The sequence below is a fragment of the Pseudonocardia sp. DSM 110487 genome (genome assembly GCF_019468565.1).
GTDB lineage: Bacteria > Actinomycetota > Actinomycetes > Mycobacteriales > Pseudonocardiaceae > Pseudonocardia.
Map to the genome: position 1 here is coordinate 9,218,640 of NZ_CP080521.1, position 21,140 is coordinate 9,239,779.

Below are 21,140 nucleotides of genomic sequence, written 5' to 3' on the forward strand. Positions count from 1 at the left end.
GGTCAGGCCAGGCTGACCTTGGCGCCGGCGTCCTCGAGCTTCTTCTTCGCGGCCTCGGCGGCGTCCTTGGCGACCGCCTCGAGGATCGGCTTCGGGGCGCTCTCGACGAGGTCCTTTGCCTCCTTCAGGCCAAGGCCCGAGACGAGCTCGCGGACGACCTTGATGACCTGGATCTTCTTGTCACCGGCTGCCTCGAGGACGACGTTGAACTCGTCCTTCTCCTCGGGGGCCTCGGCGGCGGGACCGGCGGCGGCCGGGCCGGCGGCCACGGCGACCGGGGCGGCCGCGGTGACGTCGAAGGTCTCCTCGAACTTCTTCACGAACTCCGACAGCTCGATGAGGGTGAGGTCCTTGAAGGCCTCGAGCAGCTCGTCGGTGGACAGCTTCGCCATGGTGGTGCCTCTCTGGGGTGTTGCTGAGCAGTGATGCTGAGCTGGGGGGTGGGATCAGCTCTCGGCGTCGGCCGAGGCCTCGGTGGTGGGGGCCTCGGTGGTGGGGGCGGCGCCGCCGCCCTCTTCCTCGGCACGCTTGTCGGCAAGCGCCTGCGCCAGGCGGGCCACCTGCGAGGCGGGGGCGGCGAACAGGCCCGCGGCCTTCGCCATGGTGCCCTTCATCGCGCCGGCCAGCTTGGACAGCAGGACCTCGCGGGACTCCAGGTCGGCGAGCTGGTTGACCTCGGCGACGGTCAGCGTGCGACCGTCCATGAAGCCGCCCTTGATCACCAGGCCCTGGTTGGTCTTGGCGAAGTCGCGCAGTGCCTTGGCGGCGTCGACCGGCTCGCCGGTGATGAACGTGATCGCCGTGGGACCGACGAGCAGCTCCTCGATCTTGACGCCCGCGTCCTCTGCGGCGCGCTTGACCAGCGTGTTCTTGGCGACGCGGTAACTCGCACCGTCGCCGAGCGACCGGCGCAGCGTCGTCAGCTGGGACATCGTCAGGCCGCGGTACTCGGTGACCACCGAGGCGGACGCGCCCCGGAACTTCTCGGCGATCTCCTCGACCGCCGCGACCTTGTCGGGTCGGGCCATCCTCGCCTCCTCTCGTCGTGGTCGGTGTGGATCTTCTGCGGTGCCACCCACCGACGACCTCGGAAACGACGAACGCCCCGGCGCAGGAGCGCACGGGGCGTGACGAGGCGCTGAGAAGCACACCTCGCGATGACCTCGTCCTCCTGCGCGGGCCGCCCGCGGATGCGGGGCCTTCGTGTGCCCCGTGAGGGGCACAGACCTGCGGTCTTCGGTGGAACCGGTGTCCAGGATACGCGACCCTGTCTCCCGTCTCGCGCGACGGGGTCAGAGAGGCGTGACGGCGGCGATCTTCCAGCGACCGTCCACGTACTCGCCCGTGACCGCGAGCCGGCCGGCCGCGGCCAGCTGCTGCGACTGCGCGTCAGGGGCGGCACGGGTTGCCTGCTGGTCGACGAAGGCCACCAGAACGGCCCTGTCGCCGGTGATCTCCTTGACGGCCGTGCGGGTGACCGTCGCCGACACCACGGCCTGCTGCTGCGGGGCCCTGGCCTTGACCTCACCGAACAGGCGGTCGAAATCGGCCGCGAACTCCGGCGTGATCACGTCGCGGGCGGCCTGCTCGTTCTCGTCGAGCCGTGCGAAGTCGAACGAGTACACGGTCTCGATCGCGTCGGACAGCTGCCCGGACACCTCGGCGGTGGTTCCCACGTCGACCAGCGCCGTGTTCTCGGCCGCCGGAGTCCCGCGCAGGTGCGCGTCCTGGATGCCGGCGACCACGGCAATGGTGGCGAGCACGACCGCGGCCACCGCGAGCAGCGGTACGGCATGGCGGCGCAGCACGGCGGCCGGCCTCGCGGCCCGGTCGGTTGCGGCCGCCTCGGCGGCGTCCCCGCGCTCGACGGTCTCCGTGGGTTCCGCGGATTCGTCCGCGCCGGCCCGAGGCGACTTCCGGCGGGGCCTGCTCGCCGGCTTCGCATCCGTCTCGGTGGGGACGACCGCGAGCTGCTCGGTCCGGTCGATGCTGACGGTGTCGGCCTCGGGCTCGGCGACGGGGGCGGGCTTCGGGCGCGGGCGCTTCGGCTCGGCCTTCCCGGCGGGCGGCGCAGGCTCGGACGGGCGGTCGGGCGCCGCGATCACCTGGGTCTCGGCGGCGTCGCCCGCGCCGTCCTCGACACGCTCGGACGGGCGGGGCACGGTGGGCGCCATGCCGGCCACCCGTGGGCGGCGGGACGGGGCCGGGCGGGGGCGCGGGGAACGCGGACGAGGTGGCATCGGGGTGCTCCTGTCAGCTCGGCGTGCGGACAAGGGCGAGGCGGCTCGCCTTCCAGCCCTGGTCGGTGCGGGTCATCTCCAGCTCGAGCCGCTGGCGGGTCATCGTCGGTGCCTGGCCCTCCGGGCGGACCTCGACGTCGACGGCCGCCAGCACGTGGGCGGTGCCGGCGCGCACGTCCAGTTCGGAGACGGCGGCTTCCATGACCGTGGCGGCGGTCGCCCGCTTGGTCTGCGCCACCACCTGCTCGTACTCGGCCCTGTTGGCGCGGAACTCGTCGAGCAGCGTGCCGGTGGAGCTCCGCTCCCACTCGTCCAGCCCCGGGCCGACGTTGCGGTAGTCGAGGGTGTTGAGGTTGATCGCGATCTGCCGGGCGTCCACCAGCACGGCCTCGCGCTCGGCCGCGAGCTCGAGGCCGTCGTCGTTCAGCGCGAGCAACCATGCGCCGCCGAAGAACAGCGCGGCGACCGCGGCGAGCGCAACCAGTGCGGCGAGCGCGCGGACCGGCGTGATCGCTAAGCGGCGCCGCGACGGTGCCGGGTCCGGGTCCTTCTGCTGCGTGGTGGGCTTCTCGAGGACGGTCATGCGGCTCTCCGTCGGGGGTCGGGTCGGCGCGGTTTGTCCAGGTCAGTCGAGGATCTGGGTCAGGGAGCTGAGCGGGGGGATCGAGTCGGCGCTGTCGGGGAGGACGGGGGCTGAACCGGCGGGCGCGCCGCCGTCCGGTGGCCCGGACGGCGCGTTGGCGGGCGGCGTCGGGGTCTTCGCGTGCGGGACGTTCTGCGCGCCGCGGACGTCGATCGGGCTTCCGGGCGGTTCGGCGCAGTATGCCTTGCGGTTGATCGGCGCATCCGACACGTCGCTGCCCGGGCGCCGGTTGGTGCCCTCGTACCCCCGGGTGCAGGGGTACGGGTCGAAGAGGTTCGAGAGCACGAGCCCGAGGTGCGCGGTGCCGTCACCGGGCACGACGGTGTAGGTCGTGGTCGTGACGCCGGGGTAGGTCACGAGGATCTGCCGGAGCGCGGCCTGGCGGGGCTCGGCCACGCGGGAGACCGTGAGCAGGTCGGCGACCAGCTCCCCGAGGCCGCTGCCGCTCTCCCGCAGCAGGCCCCTGATCTGGGTGGACGCCTCCGGGCCCGTCTCCATGAGCCTGCGCAGGTCCGGGTCGGACTCGGCGAGCTGGTCGGCGAGCAGCGCGAGGTCCTCGCTGAAGCTCTGGAAGGAGCCCGCGACGTCGTTCTGCGTGGTGAGCACCGTGCGGCCGTCCTCGATGAGCCGCGTCGTCTCCGGCAGCGCGTCCACTGCGTCCTCGGTGAACGCGTTGGTGGTGTCGAGGAGCTTCTGCAGCGGTAGCGCGGTGTTGGAGAAGGCGTCGCCGAGCTCGTCGACGACGGTGCGCAGCGAGTCGAGCGGCACCGAGCGAACGAAGTCGTCGAGGCTCACGATCAGCTGCTCGACCGGCACCGGCGTGCTCGTGCGCGCCACCGGGATCACCGAGCCGTCATGGAGGTACGGAGCGCCGTCGCTCGCCGGCAGCAGGTCGACGTACTGCTCGCCGATCGCGGAGAGGTTGTGGACGGCCGCGTCGACGTCGGCGGGGATCGCCGGGGCGTCCCGCCTGATGTCGAGCTGTGCCTCCACCCCTTCGGGAACGATCGTGAGCGCGCCGACCCGGCCGACGCTCACACCCCGGTACGTCACGTCGGCCCCGGTGAAGATCCCGCCGGACTGGGCGAGCTGCACGCGCACCGGATAGGTCGTGGTGCCGAACAGGTCGCCGAACCCCCCGTAGCGGAAGCCGGCGTAGCCGACCCCGATGACGGTGATCAGCAGGAACGCCACCAGCTGCAGCCGGATGATCCTCGTGATCATTCGCCACCTCCGAGCAGGCCGCCGAGCACGCCGCCGCCGCGGGTGGGCTCGGGGGTGGTGGACCGTTCCGGCGCTTCCGGGTCGGGGCTCGGGGTGGCCGGGACCTCGCCGGGTATCGGCAGCAGGTCGCCCTGGCCGAGCAACGGGAAGTCCGGCAGCGACGGGCTCGTCGGGCCGAGCAGCGGCGCGAGCAGCTGTGAGGTGGGCGGGAGCATGCCGAGCGGGCCGTCCGGGCCGGGGAACGGCTGGCCGGAGCGCGCCATGTTCTGCAGGAGGCTGCTCAGGTCGAGGTCGAGCTTCGCGTACAGGTTGGAGTAGTCGCCCGCGAACGCGTCCATGGTCCCGTCGCTGAACGGGAAGGTCGGCAGGAGGCTCAGCGAGTTCACCAGGTCGGGCCCGGACTCGACGAGCTTCGCCAGGACCGGCCGCAGCAGCTCGAGATCGGCGACCACGTCGTCTTGGCTGCGGTTGACCACGTCGGTGGCAACCCCGGAGAGCCGGTCGAGCGCCTGCAGCATGTCGACGAGCTTGGCGCGCTGGTCCTCCAGCTCGCGCAGGCCCGGTGGCAGGTCCTGCAGTGCCGTCTCGATCTGCCCCCTGCGGTCACGCAGGGTGCTGGCGAGGCGGTTGATCTCGTCGATGGCCCGTGTGATCTCGGACTTGTGGTCGTCCAGCGCCCCGACGAGCACGTTGAGGTCGTCGAGCAGGGCGCGGATTTCCGGCTCGTTGCCCGTGAGGGCCTTGTTGAGCTCGTTCGCGATCGTCCGGATCTGGGCGATGCCGCCGCCGTTGAGCAGCAGCGACAACGCGCCGAGCACCTCTTCCACCTCGGCGGCCCTGCTGGTGCGCAGCAGCGGGATCGTGGCGCCATCGGCGATCCGGCCGAACGCGGCGTTCCGCGGCGCAAGCAGCTCGACGAACTTCTCGCCGAGCAGGCTCGTGGTGCGCACCCTGGCCTCGGCATCGGGCGGCAGTGCCACGTCACCGTTGACGAGCACGGTGACCTCGGCCGTCCAGTCGGGGCCCACCCTGATGTCGCTGACCGTTCCGACCGGCACGTCGGCCACCTTCACCAGCGACTGCGGCACGAGGTCGATGACGTCGGTGAACTCGATGGTTAGCCGGTACGGGTCGTCGCCGAGGTTCGCGCCACCGGGAAGGTCGACATCCCGAAGCCCATTCGACAGCACGCCGCAGCCGCTCGTGAGCAGCACGGCGGCGGTGGCGATGGCGAGGATGCGGCGAGTCATCGGTCACCTCCGAACAGCCCTGACAGGCCCCCCGACCGGTCCTCGGACTCGTCCTGCTCGGTGCCCTGGTTCCGGTCGCTCCCCTCCGAGTCGTCGTCCGGCTCGACCCGCGTGGTCGACTCCGCCCGGGTCGTATCCGGCGTCCGCTCCCCCTCCGGCTGCGCGGACGGGGCCGGCAGGCCGGGCAGCGGCAGCGCCGCCTGCGGGGCCGCGGGCGCCTTCTCGGTCGGCAGTGCGAGGCCCGGCACGGGCGGGGGCTGGCCGCTCTGCAGCGCCGTGATCACCTCGGCCGCGCTGGGCAGCGGGACGAGTCCATCCAGGACCGGGGCGAGCGTCCCGCACGCATCCGTCAGCTGCTCCGGGATGCCTCCGTTCCGGCGCAGCTGCTCGCAGACCAGCGCCGGGATCGGCATCGTGAGCTCGTTGATGTTCGCCCGGGTGTCGAGGGTGCCGGACGAGCCGTTGTAGGCCAGCGAGAGGTTGCCGAGCGCGGCGGGCGCGACGTCGAGGACCTCGGCGAGGGCCTTGCGCTGGTCGACGACCACCTCGGTGACGTCGGTGAGCTTGTCGACGTTCGACTTGACGAGGTCCCGGTTGTCCTTGACGAAGTCGGCCACCTCGCCGAGCGCGATGGACAGCTCGCGCACCGCGGTGGCCAGGTCGCCGCGCTCGTCGGCGAGGAACCCGGCGACGTCCTCGAGCCGCTTGTTGAACTCGCGGACCTCGCCGTCGTTCGCGGCGAGCATGGACGTGAAGGACTGGAGCTCCTTCACCGTGCCGAAGAGATCCTCGCGGGAGTCGGCGAGGGTGCCCGAGAGCTCCCCGAGGTTGCGGATCGTGTCGTTCAGCGCCCTGCCGTTGCCGTCGAGGTTGGCAGCGCCGACGTCGAGTGCGTCCGACAGCGCGCCCTGGGAGTTGACGCCGTCCGGGCCCAAAGCCCGTGCGAGCTGGTCGGCCGTGCGCGCGAGGTCGTCGACGCCGAGCGGCACCGCGGTGCGCTCGATCGGGATCACGGCGCCGTCCTCGAGCTCGGGCCCGCTGGACCAGGTGGGGGCGAGCTGGACGTAGCGGCCGGTCACAAGGCTCGGCGAGATGACGATCGCCTTCGCGTCGGCCGGGAGCTTGAGGTCGGGATCGTCGATGCGCATCTCGACGCGCACCCGGGTGCCCTCGGGGGTGATGCCGACGACGTCGCCGACCGGCACGCCGAGCACCCGCACCGAGTTGTCCTCGAACACGCCGGTCGCCGACGTGAAGTAGGCGGTGACCATCCGGGACGGGTGCCGCAGCACGAGGTAGAGACCGCCGGCAACCAGCACGGCGATCACGGCGACGAGCCCGGTGAGCTGCAGCTGCCTTCGGTCGGTTCCGGTGAGCGCCATCAGCATCCCCCGGGGTTGATCGGGCCCACCGAGGGCGGGAGCAGGGCGCAGACGTAGTTGTCGAACCACTCGCCGTTGCCCGTGGCGTTCGTGAAGAGCCGCACGAACACCGCGAGGTCGCGGATGCCGGCACCGAGCGAGTCGCGGTTGCGCTGCAAGAGCGCCGCCACCCGGTCGAGCTGTTCGAGGGTGGGCCGCAGCTGCTCCTCGTTGTCGGCGACCAGGCCGCGCAGCTGCTCGGACAGCGCGATGGTGCCGTCGAGCAGCTTGCTGATCGCCTCGCGGCGACGCTGGAGCTCGCCGAGCAGCAGGTTGCCGTCCTTCAGCAGCTTCTCCACCTCGCCGTTGCGGTCGGCCAGCACGCCCGCGAGCTCGTGGGTGCCCGCGAGCAGCCTGCGGATCTCCTCGTCGCGGCTCGCGATCGTGGTGGACAGCCGCGACAGCCCGTCGAGCGCGCCTCTGATCTCGGGCGGGGTGTCGCGGAACGTCTCGGAGAGCGTGTCGAGGCTGTCCGCGAGCTGCCCGGTGTCGATCTGGTCGAGGGTGCCCGACAGCCCGTCGAACGCCTCCACCACGTCGAACGGCGACGAGGTGCGCGAGAGCGGAATGGTCCGGTCGGCGCGCAGCTCCTCGTCGCCCTGCGGGTCGAGGGCGAGGGTCTTGGCGCCGAGCAGGGTGCGGATCTCGATCGACGCCGACGTGCGATCGCCCACCCACGCGTCGGTGACCTTGAACGTGACCAGCACGTGGTCACCCTCGAGCTCCACGTCCTGCACGCGGCCTGCCTCGACGCCCGCCACCGTGACCATGTCGCCTGCCGTGAGCCCTGCCGCCTCGCGGAACTCGGCCTTGTACGTGGTACCGCCGCCGAAGAGCGCGGGGCCGTTGAACGCGAGCACCACGACGAGCACGATCACCAGCAGGCCGATGACCGCCGTCGCCACGGGGTTGCGGGTGCCCGGCATCAGCTGCCCCCTAGCGACAGGTCGGGCAGCAGAGGCAGGTCGGGGGCGGGCAGGTCAGGCACGCCGGAGTCGCCGCCCGGCAGTGGCAGCTCGGGCAGGGGCAGGTCGGGCAGGGGCAGCCCGGCGAGCGAGTCCGTGTTCCCGCTGTCCCCGCCATCGGGGTCGGATCCGCAGCGCGGCTGGCCGCTGGTGAACACCGGGATCTCGAAGGGCTGGATGTACGGCGAGAGGCCGACCTTCCCGCTCGCCCCGCACAGGTAGAAGTTGAACCAGCTGCCGTAGCTGCCCGCCCGGATGACCTTCTTGAGCTTCGGCGGCAGGTTCTTGATCGTCTGCTCGAGCCGCTCGTCCTGCGCGTTGAGGTTCTCGGCGAGGTCGCCGAGGTGCCCGATGTCGTCCTTCAGCGGCGGCCGGGCGTCCTCGAGGAAACCGGCGGTGACGTGCGTGAGCTCACCGATCGAGACGATCGCCTCGCCGATCGGCTCGCGGTCCTCGGCGAGGCCGGACACCAGCGCCTGCAGCGAGCTGATGAGCTCCGACAGCTGCCCGTCGCGCGCGTTCACGGTCTCGAGCACCGCGTTCAGGTTGTCGATCACCTGGCCGATCACCTCGTCGCGGTCGGCGAGGGTGTTGGTGAGCGAGGCCGTGTGGGCGAGCAGGCTCTTGACGGTGCCGCCCTGGCCCTGCAGCACCTGGATGATCTCGAACGAGAGCTGGTTGACCTGCTCCGGGTCGAGCGCGGTGAGCAGCGGCTTGAACCCGTTGAACAGCACGGTGAGGTTGAGCGGCGGGCGCGTGCGCTCCACCGGGATCGTGCCGCCGTCCGGCAGCGTCTCGCCCGTGGGTCCAGGGCCCTGCTCCAGCGCGAGATAGCGCTGCCCGATGAGGTTCCGGTACAGGATCGACGCCCCGACCGACGCCGGTAGCGGCTGGTCCTGCGCCACGCTGAACGCGACCTCCGCGAACCGCCGGTCGACGATCCGCACGTCGTCGACGCTCCCGACGATCACGCCCGCGATCCGGACGTCGTCGCCGGGCAGCAGGCCGCTGGCATCGGTGAAGCGCGCCGTGTAGGTGGTGCGCGCGCCGCCGGACGCGTTGGCGATCGTCAGGGCGAGCACGGTGGTGCAGAGCGCCACCACCACCGCGAGCGACAGGAACTTGACCAGCGGGCCGACGGGGAACCGGGTCATGTCACCTTCACCTCGGTCCCGCGGTAGAGCGGTCCGACCAGCATCGAGCTCCACGCCGGCATGGCGTCGGGCGTCGTGCCCTGCTGGAGTGCGAGCAACTCGTTCACGATCTGGCGCTCACCCGGCGAGTTGGGCACGCCCATGTCGGCGCCGGAGTAGGAGGACGGCACGGCGCCGAAGTCCTCCGGGTCGCCGAACTGGGTGCCGACCGAAGGGTTGTCGTTCGGCTTCGTACCGTCCTTGAACGGCCCGTCCGGCGGCTGCTCCGGCCCCGGGATCGTGATCGGGTAACAGCGAGGGCCGCGGTCGTCGAGGTAGCGCGGCTCGTCCTGGTTCGGGATGTACTTGCCCTGGCTCGCGACGATCTCGATCGTGGCGCGGAGGCCGGGGTTGTCGCTGCCCGCGCCGAACGCCTCGTCGAGCCGCGGCACGAGCCCGGCCAGCTGGTCGAACAGGCACGGGAACTCCGGCGAGTACCGGGCGAGCGTCGCGAGCGTCGGGCGCGCCGAGTCGGCCAGCGCGATGATGTTGTCGCCGTTCGCGTCGAGGAACGCGCGCAGGTCGTCCGACGCCGCGGTGACGCTGGTGAAGAGCTCACGCAGCTCGGCGCGCTGCTCCACAACCGTGCGGCTGGTGACGGTGAAGTCCTCCAGCGCGTCGAGCAGGTCGGGGGCCGCTTCGTCCACGTTGCCCGCGAAGTCGGCGAGCTCGCTGATGTCGGCCTTGAGGTCCGGGATCGACGGGCGCAGCCCCGACGTCAGCTGCTGCAACCGCACCAGCGTCTGCCCGAGGTTCTCGCCACGACCTTCGAGCGCCTGCGACATCGCGCCGAGCGTCGTGGCCAGCTCCTCCGGCTTCACGGCGGTGAGCAGCGGCAGCAGGCCGTCGAGCACCCGCTCCAGCTCGCGGGCCGACGCGCTGCGGTCCATCGGGATCACGTCCCCTGCCGCGAGGGGCTGCGCCCGCGGACCGTCGGGCAGCACGAGCGAGACGTACCGCTCGCCGAAGAGCGTCTTGGGGATCAGTCGCGCGGAGACGTTCGACGGGATCAGGTCGGCCTTGTCCGGGTCGATGAGCAGCTCGACAGAGGCCATCTCGCCGTTGGTGGTGACGGAGGTGACCCGCCCGACGTCCAGCCCGCGCACCTTGACGTCGGCCTTCTCGGCGAGCTGGTTGCCGACGCGGTCTACCTGCAGCGTGACCGGCACGCCGCGGTCGAACACACCGGCGTAGCGCCCGACCGACAGCCCCGCGAGCGCCAGCAACACGACGACGAAGAGCAACCCCAGCAAGCGACGCCTCATCCGGCCACCCGCACGGACGTCTCGGTGCCGAACAGCACCAGCGTGAGGAAGAAGTCGAGGATCGCGGTGCTCACGATCGACAGCCGCACCGAGCGACCCACCGCGATGCCGACGCCCGCGGGGCCACCGCGTGCGGTGTACCCGTAGTGGCAGTGGATCAAGATGATCACGATCGCGAAGACGATCACCTTGAGGTACGAGTACAGGACGTCGCTGACCGGCAGGAACAGGTCGAAGTAGTGGTCGTACGTTCCGCCGGCGAGGCCGTTGATCATCGTGACGTTCAACCGGGAGGCCGCGAAGCTCGCCAGCAGGCCGATCGTGTACATCGGGATGATCGCGATGACGCCGGCGATCATGCGCGTGGTGATGAGGAACGGCACGCTGGGCACCGCCATCACCTCCAGCGCGTCGACCTCCTCCGAGATCCGCATCGCGCCAAGCTGCGCGGTGAAGCCCGCGCCGAGCGTGGCCGTCAGCGCGGCCGCGGCGACGAGCGGGGCGATGTCGCGCGTGTTGAAGTAGGCCGTGATGAAGCCGGTGAGCGCCTCGACACCCAGCGAGTCGAGCGCACGGAAGCCCTGCAGGCCCACGAGGCTGCCGACGAACAGCGACAGCGACAGCATGACGCCCGCCGTGCCGAGGATGACGATGAGCGCCCCTGACCCGAAGCTGACCTCGGCGAGCAGGCGCCCGATCTCACCCCGGTAGCGGCGCAGCGTGCGCGGTGTCCACGCGATCGCGCGGACGTAGAGCGAGAGCTGGTCGCCCAGCTGGTCGAGGACGTTCAGCGGGGCGTTCACCGCGCGCCGCGCCCGGCCGTTCAGCAGTGCCAACGTCACGACCCCTTCGGGGGGACGAGCTCGAGGTACAGGCCCGTCAGCACGAGGTTGATCAGGAACACCAGCACGAACGAGATGACGACCGACTGGTTCACCGCGTCACCGACGCCCTTGGGCCCCGGCGGCGGGTTGAGCCCTCGGTAGGCCGCCACGACGCCTGCCGTGAAACCGAACAGGAACGCCTTGATCTCGCTCACGACGATGTCGGAGACCTGGGCCACCGCGGAGAAGCTCGCGATGTACGCACCCGGCGTGCCGCCCTGCACGATGACGTTGAAGTAGTAGCCACCCGCCACGCCGACCACGCTCGCCAGCCCGTTGAGCACCACCGCCGTGGTGGCCATCGCGAGCACGCGTGGCACCACGAGGCGGTGGATCGGCGAGATGCCCAGCACCTCCATGGCGGCGATCTCCTCGCGGATGGTGCGCGCACCCAGGTCGGCGCAGACCGCACTCCCGCCGGCTCCGGCGATCAGCAGCGCGGTGACGATCGGGGCGGCCTGCTGCACGATCGCGAGCACCGCGCCTGCGCCCGTTTGACTCTGCGCGCCGAACTGCCGGGTGAGCTCGGCCAGCAGCAGCGCGATCGTGGCGCCGAACGGGATCGTGAACAACGCCGTCGGCAGCGCGGACACCTTGGTGACGAACCACGTCTGCTCGATGTACTCGGACAGCTGGAACGGCGGCCGGAACGCGTTGCGCACCACGGCGACGCCGAGGCCGAAGAGCCGGCCGACCGGCGTGAGCGCGCGAGTGATCGGGGCAGGAGCGGTCATCGGCCTCAGGACCGGTCGGAGTCGCGGGACGCGGGGTCGTCGTAGCCGGCGTCGTAGCCGCCGATCACCTCGGTGGGCTCGTCACGGGCGAGCGACCCCGCCGATCGCTTCCGCGGCAGCGGCTGCGGTCGGATCGGCCCCGTGGGCGGATCGTAAGACAGCGGCTCCTCGGCGTAACTGTCCCGGATCGCCTGCTGCGCGGCGGGCGGGAGGGTGTGCAGCATCTGCAGCACCCGCTCGCGCCTGCGGCCGACGGCCCGCCGCTCCCCCACCCCGGTGCTCGGCTGCAGCTGCGGCTTGAGCGGGGGCAGTCCCTCCAGCTCGCCCGCCTCCGCCATCTCGCGGGCCGCCTGCGCGGTGTCCTTCTCCTCCGACATGCCGATCGGACCCTCGCGGCGCCCGTTGAGGAACTGCGCGACGACCGGTTCCTCCGCGGTCAGCAGCACCTCGCGCGGCCCGAACATCGCCAGGTGCTTGCGGTAGAGCATCCCGATGTTGTCCGGCACCGTCTGCGCCGTGTTGATGTCGTGCGTGACGATCAGGAACGTCGCGTCGGTCTGCGCGTTCAGGTCGATGATCAGCTGGTTGAGGTAGGCGGTGCGCACCGGGTCGAGACCGGAGTCCGGCTCGTCGAACAGGATGATCTCGGGGTCGAGCACCAGCGCACGCGCCAGCCCGGCCCGCTTGCGCATGCCGCCGGAGATCTCCCCCGGCAGCTTGTCCTCGTCACCGGTGAGGCCGACCATCGCCATCTTCTCCTCGACGATGTCCCGGATCTCCGACTCGGACTTCTTGGTGTGCTCGCGCAGCGGGAACGCGATGTTGTCGTAGAGGTTCATCGAGCCGAAGAGCGCGCCGTCCTGGAACAGCACGCCGAAGAGCTTGCGCAGCTCGTACAGGCGCGACTCGGAGCAGCGCACGAGGTCGGTGTCGTGGATGAAGATCGAGCCCTGCTCGGGCTTCAGCAGACCGATCAGCGTCTTCAGGAACACCGACTTGCCCGTGCCGGACGGGCCGAGCAGTACCGACACCTCACCGGGCGGCAGCGTGAGCGAGACATCGGACCAGATGTTGGCGCGCCCGAAGGACTTGGACAGCCCCTCGACCTTCACCTCGACACCCGCCACCGACGCCTCCTGAACCTTCCCGGTGGGGCCTTGCCGACGCTGGCGTTGAGCTCCGGGCGGCGGCTGCCCATAACGCCTCAACGACACCCGCCGAGGCGGGTTACTCGCGAGTCAGGAACCGAGCGAGAAGTTGCTCCGATCGGACCGTAACAGGGCGACCAGGCGCAGTACGCGGTAGCTCTCCGTCCTCGAAACTCCACCCGACCGGCCACGATCTTCACCGACCCGAAATATCTGTTGACGCGTATATACGTTATGTGTGATGCTTCTGGCGTGGACGTGTTCGAGGCCGTGGCCGAGCCCCATCGGCGGGTACTGCTGGACCTGCTCGTCGAGCGCGAGCGGGCGGCGGGCGAGCTCGTCGCGAGCCTGCCCGCGCTCACCCAGCCCGCGGTGTCCCGCCACCTGCGGATCCTGCGGGAGGTCGGCCTCGTCGAGGTCCGGCCGGACGGGCAACGCCGGATCTACTCGCTGCGGGCCGACCGGCTGATCGAGATCGACAGCTGGCTCAGCAGGTACCGCAGGTACTGGCGCGCCCACATCGACGCCCTCGAACAACACCTCGCGGAACGGAGCAGAAATGACCGAGATGACTGACGACCGCTACGGAGAGCTCGAGATCGACGGCGACCACGCCACGATCACCTTCCGCCGCCACCTGCCCCACCCCGTCGCCGCTGTGTGGGACGCGCTCACCGACCCCGCCGAGCGCGCCGCGTGGTTCGGCGAGACCGTCATCGACGGCCGCACCGGCGGCACGATCGAGATGGTGGCGAGCGAGCCACCGGCCGAGGTCGAGGCGAAGCGCATGACCGGCCGCATCCTGGTCTGGGACCCGCCGCACGTGCTGGAGCACGAGTGGCACCAGCGGATCGTCGAGGACAGCGTCGTCCGCTACGAGCTCACCGAGGACGGCGATGGCACGTTGCTCACGTTCACCCACAGCGGCCTGTCCGTACGCAACGCCAAGGGGTTCATCCCCGGCACCCACGCGTTCCTCGACCGCCTCGAAGCGCACCTCGGCCACGCCCCGATCCCGAACTGGAGCGAGCGGTACGCGGCAGCCGCCCCCGCCTACCCGAGCTGGGCCTAGCGTCCGGTGGTCGAGTAGGGCCGGCGCCCCAGCGCCGGCCCGTATCGAGACCACACGCCCCGAGGGGGTTGCTGGCGCTCAGGCCCGGACGGCCGCCACGAGCGCCGCGACGCGGGCTGTGCGCTGCCCGCGCCTCCAGCAGAGCACCCAGCTCACCGGGGGCGAGCCCGCCGCGAACGGCACCATGACCAGGCTCGGGCGGGCGAAGTAGTCCGCGGCGTGCGCGGCCAACGGGCAGACGCCATCACCTGCAGCGATCCGTGCCATGAGCTCCAGGAGGGTGGCGGCGGTGTGATCAGGCTCCCGCCGGTACGGCGCGGCGCGGCGGCCGGCCCGGAGAACGGTCTCGCCGTCCAGGTCGGCCAGCGTCACCGCCTCGAGGCCCGCCAGCCGGTGCCCGCGCGCCACCGCGAGCACGACCGGCTCGCGGTATACCTCGGGTCCCTGCTCGAACCCCTCCTCGTCGACCGGCGCATTCGTGACGGCGACGTCGACCTCGCCGTCGCGCAGCAGGTCGAGCGGATCGGTGAAGCCCGTCTCGCGGAACACGACCTCGACGCCGGGGTGCCGCGACCGGAAGCGGGCGAACGCATCCGCGGCGAGTTCCGCCACCGCGGGCGCCTCCAGCCCGACGGCGAGCGTGCCGGTGACCCCGCGACCCGCTGCGATCGTCGCGGCGATGCCCTTCTCGATGCGATCGTGCCCTGCCCGGACGTCGGCGTAGAGCGCGGCGCCGACGGGGGTGAGGGCGACCCGGCGGCTGGTCCGTTCGAACAAGGCGACGCCGAACCGCCGCTCGAGCTTCGCGATCGTCTGGCTGACCCGGGCCTGGGAGACCAGCAACCGCTCCGCCGTGCGCCCGAAGTGCAGCTCGTCCGCAAGCGTCAGGAAGATCTCGATCTCCCGGCGTTCCATAATGCTGAGGTTATCAGTCCATGCTGGATCCGTCGTTGTTCCCGCAGGTCAGCGCGCTGATAGTCGAGGCATGACGAACTTCCTCACCAGCGGTGATCCCGGCTACGACACCGAACGCACGGGCTACAACCTCTCCGTCGACCACAAGCCGGAGGTCGTCGTTCCCGCCGCCTCCGTCGACGACGTCGTCGCGGCGGTCCGCTACGCCACCGCCCGCGGCCTCTGCGTCGCCGTTCAGGCGACCGGCCACGGCCCGTCGCGCAGCGCCTACGGCGCCGTCCTGATCAACACGTCCCGGATGGACGGCATCACGATCGACCCGGTCGCCCGCACAGCACGGGTCGAGGCGGGCGTCCGCGGCGGCGCGCTGGTCCGCGCGGCCGCCGAGCACGGCCTGGCTCCGCTGAACGGTTCCTCACCGGAGGTCGGGGTGGTCTCCTACCACCTCGGCGGCGGCATCGGGATGCTCGGGCGCAGCCTCGGCTGGGCCGTCGACCACGTCCGCGTGCTCGAGGTCGTCACGGCCGACGGGGTGCTGCGCCGGGTGACGGCCACCGAGGAGACCGAGCTCTTCTGGGCGCTGCGCGGGGGCGGCAAGGGCACGCTCGGCGTCGTGGTCGCGCTCGAGATCGACCTGCACCCGGTCTCGCGGCTGTACGGGGGCGGCATGCACTTCGCCGCCGACAGCGCGAAGCGCGTGCTCACCACATGGGCGGAATGGACGCGGACAGCACCCGAGGCGATGGGCTCATCGGTCCTGCTGATCCGGATGCCGGACCTGCCCGCGCTGCCCGACGCACTGCGCGGCCGGTACGTCGTGCACGTCCGGTTCGCGTTCACCGGCAGCGCCGAGGAGGGGGAACGGCTGGTGCGGCCGTTCCGCGACCTCGGTCCGGTGACCGACAGCGTTGCGGAGATGCCGTACTCGGCGGTCGGCTCGATCCACGCCGAGCCGACGACGCCCGTGCCGTTCCACGGCCGCAACACGATGCTCGCGTCCCTCGACGCCGCCGGGGTGGCGGAACTGCTGCGCCACGCCGGACCCACCGCAGACGCGCCCTACCTGGTCGAACTACGGCTCATGGGCGGCGCGCTCGCCCGGCAGGGGGCGGTGCCGAGCGCGCTCGCCCGCCGGGACGGCGAGTTCGTGCTGTACGCGGGCGGCGTGGCGGAGCCCGACCGGGCGCCTGCCGTGCGCGCGGCGCTCGACCGGCTGTTGACGGCGCTGGCGCCGTGGGGCACCGGCGGGGTGTGCGTGAACTTCCTGTCCGGTCCGGACGTGACCGCGGCGCAGCTCGCCACCGGCTACCTGCCGGCGGACGTCGAGCGGCTCGCGGCGGTCAAGCGCGCCGTCGACCCGGGCGACGTGTTCCGCACCCACCACGGGCGGGCGTGAACACCCGTAGGTCGAGTAGCGCAGGCCCGCAAGGGCCGGCCCTACTCGACCACCGGGACGGCGGCCACGAGCTGCGCGGAGTCCTCGACGTGGAAGCGCTCCTCGAGGGCTTCCGGGCTCGCGTCCAGGTCGATGGTGCGCAGGTCCGCGCCGCGGGCCGTCTCGATCGCGCCGAGGCGGCGGCCGACCTTGTCCATCGCGTACTCCGCCATCTCGTTCATGTCGACGTCGAACGGTGGCGGCCCGTCCCACCGCTCGAAGGTCGCGGTCACCACGCCCATGGCCGGTACGAGCAGCTCCTGCATCCGCTCGTCGACGGCGTCCCACAGCGCGTCGTCGGCGGCGACGTGGCGGCGGCAGGTGAAGGTGCCCCACGCCATGTGCCGGCGCTCGTCGTCGCCGATGTGCTTGATGATCTGCTGCATCCCGGGCAGGATCCCGCGGCTCGTGCAGATCTTCTGCCAGGAGAAGTAGCCGGTCAGGGCGAGCGTGCCCTCGACGATGTGGTTGTAGGTCACCGAGGCGCGGATCTGGTTGCGCGGCGACGGGTCGTGCGCCAGCGTCTGCAGGCTCTCCGGCAGCTCCTTGGTGAAGATCTGCTGGTAGGGCTCGTTGTCGGCGATGTAGGAGTTCAGGTCCTCCGTGACGCCGACGGCGTCGAACCAACGGCGGAAGGCCTCGGTGTGCTTGGCCTCCTCGTAGACGAACTGGGTCAGGTACATCTCGTCGGCGAGCCGGCCCTCCTCTGCCATGGCCCCGACGAACGGCTGCAGGTCCACGGTGACCGACTCCTCGCCCGCCATGAACTGCGCGGCGAGCGAGAAGGTCCACCAGCGCTCGTCGTCGGTCATGGCCGCGATGTCGGCCGCGTCACGGCTCAGGTCGATCTCCGCCGGGTTCCACTGGCGGCCGTTGCCCTTGGTGAACAGCCGCATCGGGAACGAGTCGAAGTTGATCCCGCCCTTCCGCAGGCTGGTGAAGTCGGTGCGCTGGGACATCGTCGTCCTCCTAGAAACGGATCAGGCCGCGGATGTTGCGGCCGTCGCGCATGTCCTGGTAGCCGGTGTTGATCTCCTCGAGCGGGTACTCGCGCGTGATCAGCTCGGCGAGCTTGAGCTGGCCCAGGTTGTGCATCTCCAGCAGGCGCGGCACGTCGTGCTGGCCGTTCGAGCTGCCGAACAGGGCGCCGCGCACCTGCTTCTCGTACAGCGTGAGATCCAGCAGCGACATCGACACGGTGTCCTCGCCGGGGTGCCCCAGTGCCGTGACGACGACCCGGCCGCGCTTGCCGACCAGTTGCAGCGCCGGCTGCAGCTGAGCTCCCTCCGCGACGCCGGTCGTGAGGATCGCGGCGTCGGCGAGCTGGCCGCGGGTGATCGACGAGACGGTGTTCCACGCCTCGTCCATGCTCGCGGCGACGTGCGTTGCGCCCAGTTCGAGGGCCTTCTCCCGTTTGAACTCCACCGGGTCGACCGCCACCACGTAGCGGCAGCCCGCGATCCGCGCGCCCTGCACCGCGTTGGCGCCGATGCCGCCGACGCCGATCACGACGGCGGTGTCGCCCGCCCGCAGCTCGGCGGTGCGGACGGCCGAGCCGAAGCCGGTGGTGACGCCGCAGCCGACGAGCGCCGCGAGGTGCAGCGGGAACCCGTCGTCGATCTTCACGACCGACTTGACCGGCACGACCGTGTGCCGCGCGAAGGTGCCGAGCAGGCACATCTGGCCGACGTCCTCCCCGCGGGCGTGGAACCGGTATGTGCCGTCGAGCTGCGGGCCGAGCGTCGCGCCCGCGCCGTCGTCGCAGAGGGCCGTGTAGCCGCGCACGCAGTAGCTGCAGCGCCCGCAGCTGGGCAGGAAGGTCATGACCACCGGGTCGCCGACCTCCACATCGGTGACCCCCGGGCCGACCTCCAGGATCCGGCCTGCGCCCTCGTGGCCGCCGACCATCGGGTACGCGACCGGCAGGTCGCCGGTGACAAGGTGCTCGTCGGAGTGGCACAGGCCGCTCGCGGCGAGCTCCACGAGCACCTCGCCCGCGCGCGGCCCGTCGAGCTCGACCTCGTCGATCTCCCACTTGCCGCCGAGTTCCCATAGCACCGCTGCCGTGGTCTTCATGGCGTCAGCATGACGGCGATCACTTTCGCGCACAGGGGGCCGCGGGTTCCTCGCCTGGCCCGTGGGTGCCACCCAGGAGTTCAACCTGCGCTGGGAACCGGGAGCTCGAGGTGGGCGACCAGCCCGCCACCATCACGGGGGACGAGGCGCAGTTCGCCGTCCATCGCCGCCACCAGCGCCTCCACGATCCACAGGCCCAGCCCGGCCGTGCCCCGGCGCTCGCCCATGGCGACCCCCTTGGCCGTGACGACACCTTCCTGGCCCGGCGGCAGCCCGGGCCCGCGGTCGCGAACCTGCACGAGGAGCCGGCCGTCGGCGTGCCGCAGGTCGAGCTCGACCGGGGCGTCGCTGTGCCGAGCGGCGTTCTCGACGAGGTTGGTGAGCACGCGGCGCAGCCGTTGCGGGTCGCAGCGCACGGCGGCATCCGGCGGCTCGACGTGCGCCACGCGCCGATCCGGGGCGACGCCCGCCGCGTCGAGGACGGCGCCGGCCAGCTCGGCGAGCCGCACGGTCCGCTCCCGCACTCGCCCGAGCGGGCTCCCCTCCTGAACGGCGACGTCGGCGAGGCCGTCGAGCATGTCGCGCAGGTGCAGGGCGTGCTCGGCGAGCAATCGGGTGGCCGTCTCCCGGGCAGGCCCGGAGAGCCGGCCGGCTGCGAGGTCGGCCGACAGCGCCGTCAGCGACGCGACCGGCGTGCGGAACTCGTGCAGCACGACGCGCACGCCGTCCAGCCGGGCCTGCTGGGCGGCGAGCAACCGGGACCTCAGGTCGCGTTCCTCCAGGAACGCCTCGTGCTCGGCGCGCGCGTGTGCCCGCGACTCCGCGGCGGCCTCGTACTGGCGCTCCAGCATCCGCAGCAGCACCCCGACCAGCACGGCGGCCGCGACGAGGTAGCCGGTCCACCATGCTCCGGTCAGCCACCGGTCGGTCACCGGCACGTGCGGGTCGGAGCCCGCGAGGGCGGCGACCGTGAACCCCGCGCCGAGCCCCAGTGCCCCGAGCCGACCCACCACCACGCCGCCCCGCACCGCCACCGCGATCACGACGAGGGGCAGGACCGCGACCATCACGCTGTCGGCGCCGCCGGTGAGGCCGCAGGCCAGCAGTGCGAGCACCGCGTCGATCGAGGTGGCGAGCCGCGGCGGGACCAGCCGCCGCCCCCGCCACTCGGACCCGGCGAGCACCAGCGCGTAGCCGAGCGTGGCCAGCACGAGCGTCCCGAGCAGCGGCGCCCGGCCGCGCGCGAGTCCCGGCTCCACGACGAGCGCCAGCCCGACTGAGCAGACGACAAGCACCCGGATGACGACGGCGGTGCGCTCCTCGAGGGACCGCAGCGCGACATCGGAACCGTGCACGGCGCCAACCTTCGCATCCGCCGCCCTGCCGAACGCGGGACTCGCGGGTGCGGACGCAAGACTCGCGGAGGTCGGGGGGACTAGCGTCGCCCCGTGCGGGAGGGCCGGTACGCCGTGGTCATCGTGGACGACCACGCTCTGTTCTCGCAGGGCCTTGCGCTGCTGCTCGAGTCGCGCGCGGGCGACAATTTCGTGGTGGCGGGCTCCACCACGGCGGGCGAGCAGGCCGTCGCACTCGTCGGGCGCGAGGCCGCCGACATCGCGATCGTCGACCTCGCGCTTCCCCCGCTGGGCGGCGTGGAGACGATCCGGCGGATCAACGCCGCGTACCCCCGCACCCGGATCCTCGCTCTCTCCGGCACCGAGGACCTCGGCCTCGCGACTGCGGCCCTGCGGGCCGGGGCCGCCGGGTTCCTGGCCAAGTCGGCCGATCCCGAGGTCCTCGTGGCGCCGCTGCTGACCATCGCGGCGGGGGTCCGGGTCGTGCCGGCCGACCTGCTCGACGCGCTGCTCGCCGCGGGCGACCGGGCGGGTGAGGAGGTCGTGGAGCGGCTCGAGGAGCGGGAGCTGCAGCTGTGGGCGTTGCTCGCGCGTGGCCCGGAGACCAGTGAGATCGCCAGGATGATGCTCGTGAGCGAGCGCACGGCCAAGCGGATGATCGCGAGCCTGCTGCACAAGGTGGGCGCGGCCAACCGGATAGAGGCGGCGGCGCTCGCGGGCCGCATCGGCCTGCTGGACGACGCCCCGCCCCGCGCTCGCTGACTTCCGACGAACGCGCCGTTCGTCGCAACGGGCGTTGGCCCGTGCGGGCCGCACATGGCCCGATCGTGGGGTCGCATTCTCCCCTTGAGCTCGGCGAGACTCCTCCGCATCGGCGACGGGCAGGAGGCGACGGTGGCGGCGTTTCGCGACGAGGCGGAGGTCTACGAGTACCTCGGCGGGATCTTCCGGCGCGGGATGCAGGACCCGGTGCTGGTGGAGAAGCTGCGCCCCACCGGGATCGTCCTGCGGATCACCTACACCGAACCGGACGCCGTACTCGCCGTGGACATGCCGAACACCCAGATGTACGAGGGTGCGGGCGCCGGACCCGAGCCGAACGTCGAGCTGTTCATGACCGCCGACACCGGCAACAGGTTCTGGCTCGGCAAGGTGATCCTCCCGGTCGCGCTCGCGAAGGGTCAGGTCCGGGCCAAGGGTCCGGTCGCGAAGCTGCTCACCGTCCTGCCGATGGCGAAGGGCATGTTCGGTCCGTACCGGGAGCAGCTGGAGGCCGCCGGTCGAGCGGACCTGCTGAGCGCCTGAGCCCCATCGGGTGAG

Annotated in this window: 22 protein-coding genes; 5 read left to right on the top strand and 17 right to left on the bottom strand. The window is 71.7% G+C overall.

The window, feature by feature from the left end; genetic code table 11:
- Positions 1 to 2 precede the first annotated feature (2 nt).
- The 13 genes from rplL to K1T35_RS43450 form a co-directional block, all read right to left on the bottom strand.
- Positions 3 to 392, bottom strand: a complete 390-nt coding sequence (gene rplL / locus K1T35_RS43390; protein ID WP_220257464.1) for a 50S ribosomal protein L7/L12 — start codon at positions 390 to 392, stop codon at positions 3 to 5.
- 54 nt (positions 393 to 446) lie between these two features.
- A complete protein-coding gene (gene rplJ / locus K1T35_RS43395) occupies positions 447 to 1,028 on the bottom strand; it encodes a 50S ribosomal protein L10 (protein WP_220257465.1) in 582 nt (193 codons plus the stop codon).
- Positions 1,029 to 1,292: 264 nt separating this feature from the next.
- Complete coding sequence (locus tag K1T35_RS43400) at positions 1,293 to 2,174, bottom strand: hypothetical protein (protein WP_220257466.1); 882 nt, start codon at positions 2,172 to 2,174, stop codon at positions 1,293 to 1,295.
- Positions 2,175 to 2,253: 79 nt separating this feature from the next.
- Positions 2,254 to 2,823 carry a hypothetical protein gene (locus K1T35_RS43405; protein WP_220257467.1) on the bottom strand — a complete coding sequence of 190 codons (570 nt, stop codon included), beginning with the start codon at positions 2,821 to 2,823 and terminating at the stop codon, positions 2,254 to 2,256.
- Between the two features lie 42 nt (positions 2,824 to 2,865).
- Positions 2,866 to 4,107, bottom strand: a complete 1,242-nt coding sequence (locus tag K1T35_RS43410) for an MlaD family protein (protein WP_220257468.1) — start codon at positions 4,105 to 4,107, stop codon at positions 2,866 to 2,868.
- Positions 4,104 to 5,357 carry an MCE family protein gene (locus K1T35_RS43415; RefSeq protein WP_220257469.1) on the bottom strand — a complete coding sequence of 418 codons (1,254 nt, stop codon included), beginning with the start codon at positions 5,355 to 5,357 and terminating at the stop codon, positions 4,104 to 4,106. The genes K1T35_RS43410 and K1T35_RS43415 overlap by 4 nt, the downstream gene beginning before the upstream one ends.
- On the bottom strand, positions 5,354 to 6,739 hold the full coding sequence (locus K1T35_RS43420; protein WP_220257470.1) for an MCE family protein: 1,386 nt from the start codon (positions 6,737 to 6,739) through the stop codon (positions 5,354 to 5,356). Before K1T35_RS43420 ends, K1T35_RS43415 begins: the two co-directional genes overlap by 4 nt.
- Positions 6,739 to 7,704, bottom strand: coding sequence for an MCE family protein (locus K1T35_RS43425; RefSeq protein WP_220257471.1), 966 nt, complete (start codon positions 7,702 to 7,704; stop codon positions 6,739 to 6,741). The genes K1T35_RS43420 and K1T35_RS43425 overlap by 1 nt, the downstream gene beginning before the upstream one ends.
- Positions 7,704 to 8,897, bottom strand: coding sequence for an MCE family protein (locus K1T35_RS43430; RefSeq protein ID WP_220257472.1), 1,194 nt, complete (start codon positions 8,895 to 8,897; stop codon positions 7,704 to 7,706). The genes K1T35_RS43425 and K1T35_RS43430 overlap by 1 nt, the downstream gene beginning before the upstream one ends.
- A complete protein-coding gene (locus K1T35_RS43435; protein ID WP_220257473.1) occupies positions 8,894 to 10,201 on the bottom strand; it encodes an MCE family protein in 1,308 nt (435 codons plus the stop codon). The genes K1T35_RS43430 and K1T35_RS43435 overlap by 4 nt, the downstream gene beginning before the upstream one ends.
- Positions 10,198 to 11,037, bottom strand: a complete 840-nt coding sequence (locus K1T35_RS43440; RefSeq protein WP_220263227.1) for an ABC transporter permease — start codon at positions 11,035 to 11,037, stop codon at positions 10,198 to 10,200. Before K1T35_RS43440 ends, K1T35_RS43435 begins: the two co-directional genes overlap by 4 nt.
- Positions 11,038 to 11,039: 2 nt before the next feature.
- Positions 11,040 to 11,819: an ABC transporter permease gene (locus K1T35_RS43445; RefSeq protein ID WP_220257474.1), complete on the bottom strand. Its 780-nt coding sequence runs from the start codon at positions 11,817 to 11,819 to the stop codon at positions 11,040 to 11,042.
- A 5-nt stretch (positions 11,820 to 11,824) separates the two neighbouring features.
- Positions 11,825 to 12,946 (bottom strand): ABC transporter ATP-binding protein, encoded by a 1,122-nt coding sequence (locus K1T35_RS43450; RefSeq protein ID WP_220257475.1) that lies wholly within the window; start codon positions 12,944 to 12,946, stop codon positions 11,825 to 11,827.
- A gap of 273 nt (positions 12,947 to 13,219) precedes the next feature.
- On the opposite strand from K1T35_RS43450, the gene K1T35_RS43455 reads away from it, so the two are divergent.
- Positions 13,220 to 13,543 carry a helix-turn-helix transcriptional regulator gene (locus tag K1T35_RS43455; RefSeq protein WP_220257476.1) on the top strand — a complete coding sequence of 108 codons (324 nt, stop codon included), beginning with the start codon at positions 13,220 to 13,222 and terminating at the stop codon, positions 13,541 to 13,543.
- A complete protein-coding gene (locus K1T35_RS43460) occupies positions 13,527 to 14,039 on the top strand; it encodes an SRPBCC family protein (RefSeq protein ID WP_255621317.1) in 513 nt (170 codons plus the stop codon). The genes K1T35_RS43455 and K1T35_RS43460 overlap by 17 nt, the downstream gene beginning before the upstream one ends.
- A 78-nt stretch (positions 14,040 to 14,117) precedes the next feature.
- On the opposite strand, the gene K1T35_RS43465 is transcribed toward K1T35_RS43460, so the two are convergent.
- On the bottom strand, positions 14,118 to 14,954 hold the full coding sequence (locus K1T35_RS43465; protein WP_220257477.1) for a LysR family transcriptional regulator: 837 nt from the start codon (positions 14,952 to 14,954) through the stop codon (positions 14,118 to 14,120).
- 70 nt (positions 14,955 to 15,024) lie between these two features.
- Here K1T35_RS43465 and K1T35_RS43470 point away from each other — a divergent pair, with 70 nt between their 5' ends.
- Positions 15,025 to 16,350 carry an FAD-binding oxidoreductase gene (locus K1T35_RS43470; RefSeq protein WP_220257478.1) on the top strand — a complete coding sequence of 442 codons (1,326 nt, stop codon included), beginning with the start codon at positions 15,025 to 15,027 and terminating at the stop codon, positions 16,348 to 16,350.
- 41 nt (positions 16,351 to 16,391) lie between these two features.
- Here the strand turns inward: K1T35_RS43470 and K1T35_RS43475 are convergent, their stop codons facing one another.
- The 3 genes from K1T35_RS43475 to K1T35_RS43485 form a co-directional block, all read right to left on the bottom strand.
- Complete coding sequence (locus K1T35_RS43475; RefSeq protein WP_220257479.1) at positions 16,392 to 17,348, bottom strand: R2-like ligand-binding oxidase; 957 nt, start codon at positions 17,346 to 17,348, stop codon at positions 16,392 to 16,394.
- 10 nt (positions 17,349 to 17,358) lie between these two features.
- The gene (locus K1T35_RS43480) at positions 17,359 to 18,465 is read right to left on the bottom strand and encodes an NDMA-dependent alcohol dehydrogenase (RefSeq protein ID WP_220257480.1); all 1,107 of its coding nucleotides are present in this window, start codon (positions 18,463 to 18,465) and stop codon (positions 17,359 to 17,361) included.
- A gap of 80 nt (positions 18,466 to 18,545) precedes the next feature.
- Entirely contained in the window at positions 18,546 to 19,820 is a 1,275-nt protein-coding gene (locus K1T35_RS43485) for a sensor histidine kinase KdpD (protein ID WP_220257481.1), read from the bottom strand.
- A 93-nt stretch (positions 19,821 to 19,913) separates the two neighbouring features.
- On the opposite strand from K1T35_RS43485, the gene K1T35_RS43490 reads away from it, so the two are divergent.
- Together K1T35_RS43490 and K1T35_RS43495 are read left to right on the top strand one after the other, a co-directional pair.
- Positions 19,914 to 20,582 (top strand): response regulator transcription factor, encoded by a 669-nt coding sequence (locus tag K1T35_RS43490; RefSeq protein WP_220257482.1) that lies wholly within the window; start codon positions 19,914 to 19,916, stop codon positions 20,580 to 20,582.
- An 84-nt stretch (positions 20,583 to 20,666) separates the two neighbouring features.
- Entirely contained in the window at positions 20,667 to 21,125 is a 459-nt protein-coding gene (locus K1T35_RS43495) for a sterol carrier protein (RefSeq protein WP_255621318.1), read from the top strand.
- Positions 21,126 to 21,140: the final 15 nt, after the last annotated feature.

What these genes read in the sequence shown, in the direction of transcription:
- K1T35_RS43475 (WP_220257479.1), bottom strand. Translation starts at nt 17,348, where the DNA reads ATGTCCCAGCGCACCGACTTCACCAGCCTGCGGAAGGGCGGGATCAAC.
- K1T35_RS43460 (WP_255621317.1), top strand. Translation starts at nt 13,527, where the DNA reads ATGACCGAGATGACTGACGACCGCTACGGAGAGCTCGAGATCGACGGC.
- K1T35_RS43470 (WP_220257478.1), top strand. Translation starts at nt 15,025, where the DNA reads ATGACGAACTTCCTCACCAGCGGTGATCCCGGCTACGACACCGAACGC.
- K1T35_RS43480 (WP_220257480.1), bottom strand. Translation starts at nt 18,465, where the DNA reads ATGAAGACCACGGCAGCGGTGCTATGGGAACTCGGCGGCAAGTGGGAG.
- K1T35_RS43435 (WP_220257473.1), bottom strand. Translation starts at nt 10,201, where the DNA reads ATGAGGCGTCGCTTGCTGGGGTTGCTCTTCGTCGTCGTGTTGCTGGCG.
- K1T35_RS43415 (WP_220257469.1), bottom strand. Translation starts at nt 5,357, where the DNA reads ATGACTCGCCGCATCCTCGCCATCGCCACCGCCGCCGTGCTGCTCACG.
- rplJ (WP_220257465.1), bottom strand. Translation starts at nt 1,028, where the DNA reads ATGGCCCGACCCGACAAGGTCGCGGCGGTCGAGGAGATCGCCGAGAAG.
- K1T35_RS43445 (WP_220257474.1), bottom strand. Translation starts at nt 11,819, where the DNA reads ATGACCGCTCCTGCCCCGATCACTCGCGCGCTCACGCCGGTCGGCCGG.
- K1T35_RS43420 (WP_220257470.1), bottom strand. Translation starts at nt 6,739, where the DNA reads ATGGCGCTCACCGGAACCGACCGAAGGCAGCTGCAGCTCACCGGGCTC.
- K1T35_RS43400 (WP_220257466.1), bottom strand. Translation starts at nt 2,174, where the DNA reads ATGGCGCCCACCGTGCCCCGCCCGTCCGAGCGTGTCGAGGACGGCGCG.
- rplL (WP_220257464.1), bottom strand. Translation starts at nt 392, where the DNA reads ATGGCGAAGCTGTCCACCGACGAGCTGCTCGAGGCCTTCAAGGACCTC.
- K1T35_RS43465 (WP_220257477.1), bottom strand. Translation starts at nt 14,954, where the DNA reads ATGGAACGCCGGGAGATCGAGATCTTCCTGACGCTTGCGGACGAGCTG.
- K1T35_RS43430 (WP_220257472.1), bottom strand. Translation starts at nt 8,897, where the DNA reads ATGACCCGGTTCCCCGTCGGCCCGCTGGTCAAGTTCCTGTCGCTCGCG.
- K1T35_RS43425 (WP_220257471.1), bottom strand. Translation starts at nt 7,704, where the DNA reads ATGCCGGGCACCCGCAACCCCGTGGCGACGGCGGTCATCGGCCTGCTG.
- K1T35_RS43405 (WP_220257467.1), bottom strand. Translation starts at nt 2,823, where the DNA reads ATGACCGTCCTCGAGAAGCCCACCACGCAGCAGAAGGACCCGGACCCG.
- K1T35_RS43410 (WP_220257468.1), bottom strand. Translation starts at nt 4,107, where the DNA reads ATGATCACGAGGATCATCCGGCTGCAGCTGGTGGCGTTCCTGCTGATC.